We start from the raw sequence: 13,407 nt of genomic DNA on the forward strand, positions 1-13,407 counted from the left end.
GGCCTGAAGCCCTCACCCCGGCCCTCTCCCACAGGGAGAGGGAGAACACCTATTCGTAATAATTATAAATCCCCGCAGGCATCACCAGCGATGACGCTACTTCGTACGCTTTCTCGCGCCCGACCAGCAGGTCAATAATCTTTAAGCCAAAATCAATCGCGGTGCCTGGCCCCTGGCTGGTCAGCAGGTTGACGCGCGGATCCCAGACGACGCGTTTATCCACCCAGTGCTCTTCCGGGATCGTATCCTTAAGCCCCGGGAAACCGGTCATGTTGCCGATGGGGAAGATATCGTGCGGAATCAGAACCGTTCCGGCGGCGGCACAGATTGCCGCGACGATGCGGCCGGATAAATGAAACTGACGCACGGTCTCAACAAGCAGCGGGCTGTCGCGAAAACATTCCGCGCCTTTTAAACCGCCGGGCAGCACGATGATGTCGTAATCGCCGTCAGCCACCTGAACAAGGGGGGCATCCGCAAGGATTTTCACCCCGCGCGAGCAGGTGATTGCCAGATTACCGTCGCTGGCGACGCTGGCGGTGGTGACCTTAATGCCGCCGCGCACCATCAAATCAATGGTGGTGACCGCTTCCATCTCTTCGCTACCAGGGGCGAGGCAGATCAGTGCTGACGCGCTCATATTCACTCTCCTTACGTTTAACCAGGTCATACAGACGGGCGTTTTCCGGCACGGCGATACCGTGCGCGCGGGCGCGTTTTAACAGATAGCCGGTGATGTAGTCGATCTCCGTGTGGCGTAATGCCCGAACATCCTGCAGCATCGAGGAGATGTTTTCTGCCGTGCTCTCAATGACCTGCTCGACATAGCAGCGTAAATCGTCTGCCGAGGTATGCAGGCCTTCCCGCTCAACGACCGCCGCGACTTCCGCACACAGCATAGCAACGTCCTGCGGATGATTTTTCAGCTCTCCGTTCGGGCAGTTCCACAGCGCCGTCAGCGGATTGATTACGCAGTTTACCGCCAGCTTGCGCCACAGCTGAGGGCGGATGTTGTTGTGCCAGGCGACGTCCGGCAGCACCTTCTGCAGCACATCGGCAAGATAGCTGTAATCTCCATCCTGAGTTCTGGCGGGCCCGATGTGCGTCACGCCGCTGGCGACATGCACGATGATGTTGCCGTCGCGACGCGCAGCGTGCGTGGTCGTCGCCATCAGCAGGGGCTGCGGGACGTTTTTCAGCTCATCAAGCGTCCCCATGCCGTTATGCAGCAGCAGAATGGGGGAAGTGGAGGGAAGCTGCGCGGCCAGCGTTTTTACCGCGTCTGAGACCTGCCACGCTTTGAGCGTCACCAGTAAAAGATCGCTTTGCGCCAGGAAATCAGGATCGTTCGCGGTGAGGGATTCGTTAAAGATGCTTCCGTCTTCACCAATCAGGTTTACACTGCAATAGGGCTGGGGCACGCGCAGCCAGCCCTGAACCTCATGTCCGTGCTTGCACAACGCGGTCAGCCATAGCTGACCAAGCGCTCCGCATCCGAGCACCGTAATTTTCATTGTTCCTCCTCACCTGCAACTGCGCCAGGTGTTACAGCTTAATTATACAGCTAAGCTTCTGTTGAGTTATGCCTCGTAGCGGGTATTATGCAACGCAACAAAAGTGAAGGGAGAAGAAAAGATGCCATCTTTCGATATTGTTTCCGAAGTTGATATCCAGGAAGTTCGCAACGGCGTTGAGAACGCAACCCGCGAAGTTGAGTCACGTTTCGATTTTCGCGGCGTTGAGGCGTCGTTTGAGCTGAACGACGCAAATAAGACCATTAAGGTGCTGAGCGAGTCTGACTTCCAGGTGAATCAGCTGCTCGACATTCTGCGCGCCAAGCTGTTAAAACGCGGCATCGAAGGGACGTCTCTGGACGTGCCGGAAGAGTTTGTGCACAGCGGTAAGAACTGGTTTGTTGAAGCCAAACTGAAGCAGGGCATCGAGAGCGCGGTGCAGAAGAAGATCGTTAAGCTCATTAAAGACAGCAAGCTGAAGGTGCAGGCGCAGATCCAGGGCGAAGAAATTCGCGTGACCGGGAAGTCCCGCGATGATCTCCAGTCCGTAATGGCGCTGGTGCGCGGCGGCGATCTGGGGCAACCGTTCCAGTTTAAAAACTTCCGCGATTAATATAAAAAAGCCCGGTTTAACCGGGCTTTTTTTACGCTTTGAGCGCCTGCTCGACTTCGAAGCGGTTTGTCATTTTACTGTCTATTTTGACGTAAGCGCTGCGCTCTTCCGGGACGATGAGCACTTCTGTCACACCCTCTTTGGCTTCCAGACGCTGCTTCAGCATATCGCTGATTTCCACATCATCCGGGATTTCCACGCGCAGGCTGCTCACGTAGCGCGGCTCTTTCATGGTGCTGGCGACCAGCAGCCAGACTATTGCCAATAGCGCACCGGCGAGGAATACGGTTTGTGAATCAAACAGGCCGTCCACCCAGCCGCCTAGCGAGCCGCCGATCGCCACGCCGAGAAACTGGCTGGTGGAGTAGATGCCCATCGCGGTGCCTTTATATCCGGCGGGGGACTCTTTGCTGATCAGCGACGGCAGCAGCGCTTCCATCAGGTTAAAGGCCAGGAAGAACAGCTGTACGCCGGCAATCAGCTCCCAGAAGTGCGGACCGGCACCCCAGAGCACAATTTCGGCAATCAGCAGGACCGCCACGCAGCCCACGAAGACGCGCTTCATTTTGCGCTTCACTTCGGCGTAGATGATGAACGGCACGACGGAGACAAACGAAATCAGCATCGTGACCAGATAGATTTTCCAGTGCTCAGCCGCCGGGAAACCCGCAGCGGCAAGCTGGCCGGGCAGGGCGACAAAGGTCGACATCAGCAGGATGTGCAGACACATAATGCCAAAGTTCAGCTTGAGCAGGCGCGGCTCGAAAATCACTTTGCTGAAGCAGCCTTTTACCATCCCTGATTCGCGGTTCAGAACGTGGTTTTTGCTGTCCGGCACGACCCACAGGGTTAAGGCAATACCGATGGTTGCCAGCACGGCAATCATCCAGAACAGGGCGTGCAGACCCAACGTGTGCGTAATGATGGGGCCCAGCACCATGGCAATTGCAAACGTCACGCCAAAGCTCACGCCGATGAACGCCATCGCTTTGGTGCGGTTCTGCTCGCGGGTTAAGTCGGACAGCAGCGCCATCACCGCGGCGGCAATCGCGCCGGACCCCTGCAGGGCGCGGCCGAGAATAATCCCCCAGATGGAATGGGAGAGGGCGGCAATCACGCTTCCGAGCACAAAGACCAGCAGCCCGCCGACGATCAGCGGCTTTCGACCTACCCGGTCAGAGAGCAGGCCAAAGGGGATCTGGAAGACCGCCTGCGCCAGGCCGTAGATGCCGATCGCGAGTCCAATCAGCGCCTCGCTGGCCCCCTGCAGCGCCATACCGTACGTGGTCAGAACAGGCAGGACCATAAACATGCCAAGCATCCGTAGCGAGAAGACAGTCCCTAAGCCCCAGGTCGCGCGAAGCTCGCCTGGCGTCATTTTATAATCGTTCATTACCACCTCAGTTCAAAAGCAGGCCATAGTGTAGTGCGGGGAAGGGGCGGGGTAAATAAAGGGTTATTTAACAAATATTACATGCGTTATTAGTAGATTCAGTGAATAAAAAAGGGTGCCGAAGCACCCCTTTATTCACCTGTTTTGGCTTACCAGACGTAAGTCAGCAGGTTGTGTGAATCTGGCACCATGAAGTCCACGGACATCATCACGGACAGCGAGGTGATGGCCACAATCGAGAACACAAACAGTTTGCGCGCCCAGACTTTGTCATCTTCCACTTTGTAACCGCGCAGCGCCATGCCGAGCCACCAGACGCTCACCGCGGCCGCTACCGCCAGATATTTGTATCCAGCGTAACCACCCAGAGAGAGCATCAGCGTTGCTACAGCAAAAGCGATGATGTACAGCGTGATGTGGTTCTTGGCAACCGAAATGCCCTTCACGACCGGCAGAACCGGGATGTTCGCTGCCTGATAATCCTTAAAGCGGAAAATCGCGATGGCATAGGAGTGCGGCATCTGCCACAGGCTAAAGATAGCCAGCAGGATCAGCGCACCGCTGTCGAACTCGTTCGTGACCGCGCAGTAGCCAATCACCGGCGGCGCAGCGCCGGAGAGAGAACCAATCAGCGTGCCGTAGACGGAGTGGCGTTTCATATACAGGCTGTAGACGCCCACATACACCACGAACCCCATCACCCCCAGCCAGCAGGCCAGCGGGTTAGCACCAAACCACAGCAGCATAAAGCCAGCAATACCCAGCAAGGTGGCGTACACCAGCGAGACGGAAGGGGCGATCAGGCCTTTCACCAGCACCCGATTTTTGGTCCTTTCCATCTTCTTGTCGATATCCATGTCGATGTAGTTGTTAAATACACAACCGGACGCAACAACCAGTGACACACCGACCAGCGTGTAGATAAAGAGGGTGTAATCAATGCTGCCCTTAGAGGCCAGCAGGAACCCTCCGATCACGGAGATCAGGTTGCCAAAGATGATGCCTGGTTTCGTTACTTGCAGGTATTGCTTAAACATACTCGCCGCTCTTAGTGAACCATCATGTTGTAGTTGAGGTTCCACATAATCCAGATGGAACCGACTACCAGGATAGCGATGATAATCACGGTAAAGATAAAGGCGGTCATATTCCAGCCTTCATCGGACTTGGTGTTCATGTGCAGGAAGCAAACCAGATGCACCAGAATCTGAATCACCGCGGTCACCAGGATTGCACCCAGAATAACCGGCTTAGACGCAGAACCGCTCATCACCATCCAGAACGGGATCACCGTCAGGATGATCGACAGGATGAAACCTGTCATGTAGGTTTTTACGCTACCGTGGGAAGCGCCATGATCGTTTGAATGACTCATTACATCGCCCCCATCAGATATACAACAGAGAACACACAGATCCACACCACGTCCAGGAAGTGCCAGAACAGGCTCAGGCACATGATACGGGTACGGTTAGTGCTGGTCAGGCCGCGACGGGATACCTGGAACATCAGTACCGCCATCCAGATCAGACCAGAGGTGACGTGCAGACCGTGGGTACCGACCAGCGCGAAGAACGCTGACAGGAAGCCACTGCGATCCGGACCGAAACCTTCCAGAATCAGGTGATGGAATTCATAGATTTCCATCCCGATAAATCCAGCACCAAACAGCCAGGTCAACGCCAGCCAGGACACAACCTGGCTCTTGTTGTTTTTGTACATGGCGATAGCCGCCATGCCGTAGGTGATGGAGCTGAATAACAGCAGTGCGGTTTCAACCAGAACGAACGGCAGTTCAAAGATGTCCTTGCCAGCCGGGCCGCCCGCCGTGCCGTTCACCAGAACGGCATAGGTCGCGAACAGACAGCAGAACAGAATGCAGTCGCTCATCAGGTAGATCCAGAAACCGAAGACTTTGGTCGGTCCTGTATCGTGGTGCGCATGCTCATGCGCGTGGGCAGTTGAGTGCGCCAGAGTATCAGTTGCCATTTTTCAGCCCCGCTTTAGAAATCTCGTCGAAATGCTGATTTTCCAGCTTCTCAACTTCACGGACTGGTACGTAGTAGTCCACGTCCTCGTCAAAGCTCTTCACAATCCAGCTGATTACGATGCCGGCGAAGCCAACAATCGCCATCCACCAGATGTGCCAGATCATTGCGAAACCAAATACCGTTGCGAAGGCGGCAATCACAATACCCGCACCGCTGTTTTTCGGCATGTGGATTTCTTCGTAATGAGCAGGTTGCTTGTACGCTTCACCTTTTTCTTTCATTTCCCAGAATGCGTCGCGTTCATGAACCTGCGGCACGATGGCAAAGTTATAGAAAGGCGGTGGAGAAGAGGTAGCCCACTCCAGCGTACGGCCACCCCATGGGTCACCGGTCAGGTCACGGTTCTGGTCGCGGTCGCGAATAGACACGTAGAACTGAATCAGCTGAGACGCGATACCACAGGCAATCAGCACCGCACCGCCCGCTGCAACCATCAGCATTGGGTGGAACTGCGGATCGATCTGCTGGCTCAGACGACGGGTCATACCCATGAAGCCCAGCACGTACAGCGGCATAAATGCTACGAAGAAGCCGATGATCCAGAACCAGAACGCGCGTTTACCCCATTTTTCGTTCAGCGTGAAGCCGAACGCTTTTGGCCACCAGTAGGTTACGCCAGCGAAGCAGCCGAAGACCACGCCACCGATGATAACGTTATGGAAGTGCGCAATCAGGAACAGGCTGTTGTGCAGAACGAAGTCAGCACCTGGTACCGCCAGCAGTACGCCGGTCATCCCACCTACGGAGAAGGTCACGATGAAGCCGATAGTCCACAGCATCGCTGAGTGGAACACGATGCGGCCCTGGTACATGGTGAACAGCCAGTTGAAGATCTTCACCCCGGTAGGGATGGCGATAATCATGGTGGTAATACCGAAGAAGGCATTTACGTTCGCGCCCGCACCCATGGTGAAGAAGTGGTGCAGCCAAACGATGAACGACAGAACGGTAATACACACGGTTGCCCACACCAGAGAGGTGTAACCAAACAGACGTTTACGCGAGAAGGTTGCCGCGATTTCGGAGAACACACCGAACACAGGCAGAACCAGAATGTACACTTCCGGGTGACCCCAGGCCCAAATCAGGTTGATGTACATCATCATGTTGCCACCCATATCATTCGTGAAGAAATGGGTGCCCAGGTAGCGGTCCAGGGTCAGCAGCGCGATGGTGACGGTCAGAATTGGGAAGGAGGCAATAATCAGGATGTTGGCGCACAGAGATGCCCAGGTAAATACCGGCATCTTGAACATGGTCATGCCAGGGGCACGCATCTTGATAATGGTCACGAAGAAGTTAATACCGGTCAGGGTAGTACCGACACCGGAGAGCTGAAGGGCCCAAATCCAGTAGTCGACGCCAACGCCCGGACTGTACTCAATTCCTGACAGCGGCGGGTAAGCCAGCCAGCCGGTCTGCGCGAATTCGCCCACACCCAGTGACAGGTTAACCAGGATAACGCCGACAACCGTGAACCAGAAGCTCAGGTTGTTCAGGAACGGGAACGCCACGTCGCGCGCGCCGATTTGCAGCGGAACGACAACGTTCATCAGACCGATAACCAGCGGCATCGCCACGAAGAAGATCATGATAACGCCGTGGGCGGTAAAGATCTGATCGTAGTGGTGCGGTGGCAGGAAGCCGGCTTCACCCGCAGAAGCGAGTGCCTGCTGGCTACGCATCATGATCGCATCTGCAAAGCCACGAATTAACATGACGATACCGACGATGCAGTACATGATACCGAGTTTTTTGTGGTCAACCGAAGTCAGCCACTCGTTCCACAGGTAGCTCCACTTACCGAAGTAAGTGATCAGGGCCAGTAAGGCCGCGCCACCAATGATAATTGCAGCCACCGTAACCACGATAATCGGTTCATGGTAGGGCACTGCATCCAGTGTCAATTTTCCGAACATTTTCTTCCTCGGCCCCTTAGTGAGCGGTTTCCGCGTGGCTCATGTCCATGCCTTCCATACCTTCGTGCGCGCTGTGCTCGCCTTCAGGCTGGGTCATGTCCATGCTCTTGCCGTGATCCATAAATTTGCCAATAACGTCTTTGAACAAATCTGGTTTCACATTAGAGAAGTACTCCACCTTGTTGTATTCGCTTGGTGCAGCCACTTTTTCGAACGCCGCCATGTCAGACATGGTGTTTGGAGACTGCTTCGCTTTTTCAACCCACTGGTCGAAAGCGGCACGGTCTGGCGTCGCAATAGCTTTGAACTTCATACCTGAGAAGCCCGGGCCGCTATAGCTGGCGGAGATACCATCATAGGTGCCTGCTTCATTCGCGATCAGGTGCAGGTTGGTCTGCATACCGGCCATCGCGTAAATCTGGCTACCCAGACGTGGGATGAAGAAGGAGTTCATTACGGAGTTGGAGGTCACTTTGAACTGAACCGGAGTGTTCGCCGGGAAGGCGATTTCATTCACGGTAGCAATACCCTGCTCTGGATAGATGAAGAACCATTTCCAGTCCATGGAGACCACTTCAATGGTAATAGGTTTCTCATCGTGAACCAGCGGTTTGCTTGGCTCTAGTGCGTGAGTGGTTTTCCAGGTCAGTACGGCAAGGAACAGGATGATCAGAATAGGAACCGTCCAGACCACAGCTTCCACTTTATTGGAGTGTGACCAGTTAGGGCTATACTTCGCATCTTTATTGCTCGCACGATACTTCCAGGCGAAACCAACAGCCATCAAAATGGCAGGAATAACCACAATCAACATCAGGCCAAAAGCCGTCAATATCAGTGAACGTTGTTCCAGTCCAATCTGTCCTTTGGGGTCTAGTAGTGCAGAATCACAGCCACTGAGTAATACAGTGCCCGCGAATAATGACAACCATCCCAAACTTTTATTGTATTTCCCGAGTCTCATTTAACGACCTCAATTCCACGGAGTCTGGTGGCGTTTAAAGTGTGCGGGCATTTTACGGGAAGGTTACATTACTGTAAACATCATTAGGCCTGTGTCAGGAAGGTGTTACCGGGTTCTGCCGCACGTGTCACAAGTGTTGCAAATTATGTCGGTTTTTATGACCGAAGCCGCACGGCATGGGCTTTATAACGAAAGGACCCCCAAGCATACCCTAAAAGGGGCAATTGGTATAACCATTGTTAAAAATAAACAAAAAATTAACAATTAATTATCAATAAAAAGACATCTAAAAAACGAAAAATCAAACTCTCTTATGCTGAATCGTTTAATGAAAAATAGCATTTTGGAATGGGAGCCAATAATTTCCAAATCCTATCCCGCACAAATCAACAAATATTTTTTTCGCGGTTGGCGGCTATTTCACCGTTATAATTTCAGTTAGTGATTACAACGGGAAATAACCTTTCGCATTTTTCTTCAGGTCATCTGCGTTTTACGCAACGCCATGAAATCAAGCAGACCTCCAATCAGGATCCCGGCGATAGCCAGCAGGGCACCTGCGTCCAGCAGAAGGGCTTCGAAAGGGAGTACCAGAGAGGTGCTGGCATTGATAATAAGTACCACAAGCCAGAGCGCCAGAGCGATACAGCCCGCCATTAACAGACGTAGCGCAAAACGGTAAGCGCGGCGATATTCGGTGCGCGGCATAAAATGTTCTGTCCGCTGGGTATATTCCAGCGTCTGACGGCAGACCAGCAGCAATAAAATTCCCGGCACGGCAGCCACGACCGAGAAGAGATAAAATGTTGGCCAGCCGTGGGCTTCCACGAACCAGCCGGCAATCGGGCCAACGTACACCCGGCCAACGGCGGAAAGCGCCGAGAGCAGCGCGAACTGGGTAGCGGAAAACGACTTATTGCACAGGGTCATCAGCAGGGCGACAAACGCCGCTGTTCCCATGCCGCCGCAGAGGTTTTCGAAGAACACCGCCGCGGCCATGCTGATCGTATGTTTGTCGGTAATCGACAGCAGCCAGTAGCCTGCGTTAGAGGCGCCCTGAAGGATGCCGAAAATCAGCAGCGCACGAAACAGCGTCAGGCGCTGCATCAGCACGCCGCCATAAAGCGCGCCGACAATCGTTGCAAACAGCCCCAGCGTTTTATTCACCACACCGACTTCACCGGCGTCAAAACCGACGCCCCGGATCAGGAAGGTGGTGGTGAGGCTCATGGCAAAGGCATCGCCCAGCTTATAAAGGACGATAAGCAACAGGATCAGCCAGGCGTTGTTGCGGCCAAAGAAGTCACGGAGCGGTTCGGCGACGGCCTGCTCCAGCGAGCGGGGAACCGGGATGACGTTACTCGGTTCGGGCGCGAACAGCGTCGCGATAATGCAGGGGATCAGCAGGGCGGCCATCAGCCAGTACATGCCCTGCCAGCCGAGGTAACGGTCGGCGAGCCACAGCGCCAGCCCGCCGGAGACCAGCATCCCGAGGCGATAGCCCAGCACGCTGATTGCCGCACCGGCGCCGCGCTCTTCAGCAGGTAACACGTCCGTCTTCCAGGCGTCGAACACGATATCCTGAGAGGCGGAACAGAAGGCAATCACCACCGCAAGCGCGGCCATCCAGCGAAGCTGGGTGGTGGGTTCAAGAAATCCCATCGCCGCAATGGCCAGCAGCAGCAGGATCTGCGTCATCACTAACCAGCCGCGTCGACGCCCGAGGAAAGGCGGCGTATAGCGATCCATGACCGGAGACCACAGGAACTTAAAGACATAGGCCTGGCCGACAAGCGAGAAGAAACCAATCGTTTTAAGATCGATGTTCTCAACCGTCATCCATGCCTGAAGCGTACCGGAGGTGAGCGCGAGGGGTAAACCCGAGGCGAAGCCGAGGATCAGCAGGATAGCTGATTTCGGTTGCTGGAAAATGCGTAAGTAATGGCTGGACATGTTTTTATAAAACTGACCCGGTGATACACCGGGTCAGAGAGCGGGATTAACGCGCGTTCTGCTTGATGAAGTCGTGAATACTTGTGTCCTGCGCCATATCGGCGATGGTGTCGGTCAGCACGCTGTTCACGGCGTTAGCAATGTTCTGGTTAGAAGCCTGGAAGGCACCTTCAACAGAGTAGCTGGCGCGGTAGTTTTTGGTCATCTTGTTGCCATTCTTCGCGGTGGCAATGATGGCGATATCCGCTTTGGTCGCGATGTTGTAGCGCACGTTACCCTGAGACACGTCAGCGTACAGGTTGTTAACGATGATCTGCAGATCGACCGCGCCGCTTGGGCCAATCATGTAGCCGCGAGCGGTCATCTGTTTCTCCAGCACTTCCTGGAGCAGGAAGCGCAGGTCGCGGGAGGCGGTGAGGGTAACCTGCTGGTTATCTCGGGTCACTTTTGCCAGCGCCTGATCCTGACGCTGATCGGCACCGTTAATGCTCACGGTGACGCCCATCAGGCTTGGGTCCTGCTGAGGCAGGGTGATTTTTGGTGAGACATCAATAGTGGTAGGCGGGGTAGCGCAGCCTGCCAGCATGAAAAGGGCTACCAACGGAAAGAAGAGTTTTTTTAACATTTTCGGGTTCTCAACGAATCGTAAGCATATAAAGAGAAAAATTGCCGCCATCATAACATCGCCAACGGCGAGGGGAAGTGGTCAACGCATGTAAATTCATCGCCTTGTCCGAAAACTGACCAGATCACCCTTTTTCCCAATCCGTGTATGACAAAACGTATGAGTCTCACAGTGAACTTCATTCGTTTGAATGAGAAAATCAGACGAAAGCTAAATATTTGTTGTCAAGGTGTAATGGAAACGGTAAAAGCGGCTAACATTTAAAGGGATGGGTGACATCCTGGCGTTGTCGGAGGAGTAATTTCATGATGATACGTGAGCATATAGAAGATAAATTAAGGGCAGCGTTCAACCCTGTGTTCCTCGAAGTCGTCGACGAAAGCTATCGTCATAACGTGCCGGCAGGTTCTGAAAGCCACTTTAAAGTGGTTCTGGTTAGCGATCGCTTCACGGGAGAACGTTTCCTGAATCGACACCGCTTGATCTACAGCACCTTGACGGAAGAACTCTCCACGACCGTGCATGCGCTGGCACTCCATACCTACACCATTAAGGAATGGGAAGGCCTGCAGGATACGGTTTTCGCATCGCCGCCCTGTCGCGGTGCAGGCACTATCGCCTGATAAATCGGATTTGCAACGGCTGGAGCTTTTCCAGTATGTTGCTTACAGATTTCCTCAAAACGGCCTCCGGGCCGTTTTGTTTTGTTTGAGTTTTGAGCGGATGGTGCGATTTTAAGGCTAAAAATAGCCTTAAAGTGTGAAAAAAGCCGCAGCAACATGCCCCAACCGTTCTCGACTCACCTAAGTGATGCCGCTATAATGCCGCGTCTTATTGAATGTCTTCGGGATGATTCTGGCGACAGGGAATGTGAATCTGCACTAAGAGAGCATCCCGGTATAACAGACAGATTCAGAGTTGACCGAGCACTGTGATTTTTTTGAGGTAACAAGATGCAAGTTTCAGTTGAAACCACTCAAGGCCTTGGCCGCCGTGTAACGATTACTATCGCTGCTGACAGCATCGAAACTGCTGTGAAAAGCGAGCTGGTCAACGTAGCAAAAAAAGTACGTATTGACGGCTTCCGCAAGGGCAAAGTACCAATGAATGTTGTTGCTCAGCGTTATGGCGCTTCCGTGCGTCAGGATGTGCTGGGTGAACTGATGAGCCGTAACTTTATTGATGCGATCATCAAAGAAAAAATCAATCCGGCCGGTGCGCCGAACTACGTTCCAGGCGAATACAAACTGGGCGAAGACTTCACCTACTCCGTAGAGTTCGAAGTGTACCCGGAAGTTGAGCTGAAAGGTCTGGAATCTATCGAAGTTGAAAAACCAGTTGTTTCCGTGACTGACGAAGACGTTGACGGCATGCTGGATACCCTGCGCAAGCAGCAGGCGAACTGGAAAGAGAAAGAAGGCGCTGTTGACGCTGAAGACCGTGTCACCATCGACTTCACCGGTTCTGTAGACGGCGAAGAGTTCGAAGGCGGCAAAGCGTCTGACTTCGTACTGGCAATGGGCCAGGGTCGTATGATCCCAGGCTTCGAAGACGGTATCAAAGGCCACAAGGCTGGCGAAGAGTTCACCATCGACGTGACCTTCCCGGAAGAATACCACGCTGAAAATCTGAAAGGGAAAGCAGCGAAGTTCGCTATCAACCTGAAGAAAGTTGAAGAGCGCGAACTGCCAGAACTGACTGAAGAATTCATCAAACGTTTCGGCGTGGAAGATGGTTACGTAGCGGGTCTGCGTACCGAAGTGCGTAAGAACATGGAACGCGAACTGAACGGCGCGGTGCGTAACCGTGTTAAATCTCAGGCGATCGAAGGTCTGGTGAAAGCCAACGAAATCGACGTTCCTGCTGCCCTGATCGACAGCGAAATCGACGTTCTGCGCCGTCAGGCTGCACAGCGTTTCGGTGGCAACCAGCAGCAAGCGATGGAACTGCCACGCGAGCTGTTCGAAGAGCAAGCGAAACGCCGCGTTGTTGTTGGCCTGCTGCTGGGCGAAGTGATTCGTACCCATGAGCTGAAAGCTGACGAAGAGCGTGTGAAGGGCCTGATCGAAGAGATGGCTTCTGCATACGAAGATCCATCAGAAGTGATCGAGTTCTACGGTAAGAACAAAGAGCTGATGGACAACATGCGCAACGTTGCCCTGGAAGAGCAGGCTGTTGAAGCGGTACTGGCGAAAGCGAAAGTGACCGAAAAAGCGACCTCTTTCAACGAACTGATGAACCAGCAGGCGTAATTTCGCCCTAACGGTTTAAAGTTTGAACAGAAAACCCGTTGCCTTGCGGCAGCGGGTTTTTTTTATCGCAGCGATAGCCCAGGAAGAGTGCTAAAACGCCCTTTCGGTGTTAGCGTAACAACA

Annotated in this window: 13 protein-coding genes; 3 read left to right on the forward strand and 10 right to left on the reverse strand. The window is 53.7% G+C overall.

What is annotated here, in order from left to right; translation table 11 throughout:
* Window positions 1–49: 49 nt before the first annotated feature.
* Both yajL and panE read right to left on the reverse strand, forming a co-directional pair.
* The gene (gene yajL, locus UTM25_RS18405; RefSeq protein WP_023310563.1) at window positions 50–640 is read right to left on the reverse strand and encodes a protein deglycase YajL; all 591 of its coding nucleotides are present in this window, start codon (window positions 638–640) and stop codon (window positions 50–52) included.
* Window positions 603–1,514, reverse strand: coding sequence for a 2-dehydropantoate 2-reductase (gene panE, locus UTM25_RS18410; protein WP_023310564.1), 912 nt, complete (start codon window positions 1,512–1,514; stop codon window positions 603–605). The genes yajL and panE overlap by 38 nt, the downstream gene beginning before the upstream one ends.
* 121 nt (window positions 1,515–1,635) lie before the next feature.
* Between panE and UTM25_RS18415 the strand changes: the two genes are divergently transcribed.
* Window positions 1,636–2,127 carry a YajQ family cyclic di-GMP-binding protein gene (locus UTM25_RS18415; RefSeq protein WP_023334701.1) on the forward strand — a complete coding sequence of 164 codons (492 nt, stop codon included), beginning with the start codon at window positions 1,636–1,638 and terminating at the stop codon, window positions 2,125–2,127.
* A 31-nt stretch (window positions 2,128–2,158) separates the two neighbouring features.
* Here the strand turns inward: UTM25_RS18415 and UTM25_RS18420 are convergent, their stop codons facing one another.
* The 8 genes from UTM25_RS18420 to UTM25_RS18455 all read right to left on the reverse strand — a co-directional run bounded on the left by UTM25_RS18420 (window position 2,159) and on the right by UTM25_RS18455 (window position 11,032).
* Entirely contained in the window at window positions 2,159–3,520 is a 1,362-nt protein-coding gene (locus tag UTM25_RS18420) for an MFS transporter (RefSeq protein WP_194399701.1), read from the reverse strand.
* Between the two features lie 149 nt (window positions 3,521–3,669).
* Window positions 3,670–4,557, reverse strand: coding sequence for a heme o synthase (gene cyoE, locus UTM25_RS18425; protein ID WP_013095848.1), 888 nt, complete (start codon window positions 4,555–4,557; stop codon window positions 3,670–3,672).
* An 11-nt stretch (window positions 4,558–4,568) separates the two neighbouring features.
* Window positions 4,569–4,895, reverse strand: a complete 327-nt coding sequence (locus UTM25_RS18430; RefSeq protein WP_006176899.1) for a cytochrome o ubiquinol oxidase subunit IV — start codon at window positions 4,893–4,895, stop codon at window positions 4,569–4,571.
* On the reverse strand, window positions 4,895–5,509 hold the full coding sequence (locus UTM25_RS18435) for a cytochrome o ubiquinol oxidase subunit III (RefSeq protein WP_023334703.1): 615 nt from the start codon (window positions 5,507–5,509) through the stop codon (window positions 4,895–4,897). Before UTM25_RS18435 ends, UTM25_RS18430 begins: the two co-directional genes overlap by 1 nt.
* Window positions 5,499–7,490 carry a cytochrome o ubiquinol oxidase subunit I gene (gene cyoB, locus UTM25_RS18440; RefSeq protein ID WP_014168864.1) on the reverse strand — a complete coding sequence of 664 codons (1,992 nt, stop codon included), beginning with the start codon at window positions 7,488–7,490 and terminating at the stop codon, window positions 5,499–5,501. Before cyoB ends, UTM25_RS18435 begins: the two co-directional genes overlap by 11 nt.
* Before the next feature lie 16 nt (window positions 7,491–7,506).
* Window positions 7,507–8,454: a cytochrome o ubiquinol oxidase subunit II gene (gene cyoA, locus UTM25_RS18445; protein WP_014882770.1), complete on the reverse strand. Its 948-nt coding sequence runs from the start codon at window positions 8,452–8,454 to the stop codon at window positions 7,507–7,509.
* A gap of 477 nt (window positions 8,455–8,931) precedes the next feature.
* Entirely contained in the window at window positions 8,932–10,407 is a 1,476-nt protein-coding gene (gene ampG, locus UTM25_RS18450) for a muropeptide MFS transporter AmpG (RefSeq protein ID WP_109844821.1), read from the reverse strand.
* 46 nt (window positions 10,408–10,453) lie between these two features.
* Complete coding sequence (locus tag UTM25_RS18455) at window positions 10,454–11,032, reverse strand: lipoprotein (protein ID WP_023310568.1); 579 nt, start codon at window positions 11,030–11,032, stop codon at window positions 10,454–10,456.
* 305 nt (window positions 11,033–11,337) lie between these two features.
* Here UTM25_RS18455 and bolA point away from each other — a divergent pair, with 305 nt between their 5' ends.
* Window positions 11,338–11,655: a transcriptional regulator BolA gene (gene bolA, locus UTM25_RS18460; protein WP_021241655.1), complete on the forward strand. Its 318-nt coding sequence runs from the start codon at window positions 11,338–11,340 to the stop codon at window positions 11,653–11,655.
* A gap of 330 nt (window positions 11,656–11,985) precedes the next feature.
* The gene (gene tig, locus UTM25_RS18465; RefSeq protein ID WP_194399702.1) at window positions 11,986–13,284 is read left to right on the forward strand and encodes a trigger factor; all 1,299 of its coding nucleotides are present in this window, start codon (window positions 11,986–11,988) and stop codon (window positions 13,282–13,284) included.
* Window positions 13,285–13,407 lie beyond the last annotated feature (123 nt).

Origin of the sequence: Enterobacter sp. 61D5, assembly GCF_034107965.1 — a bacterium.
GTDB lineage: Bacteria > Pseudomonadota > Gammaproteobacteria > Enterobacterales > Enterobacteriaceae > Enterobacter > Enterobacter cloacae_M.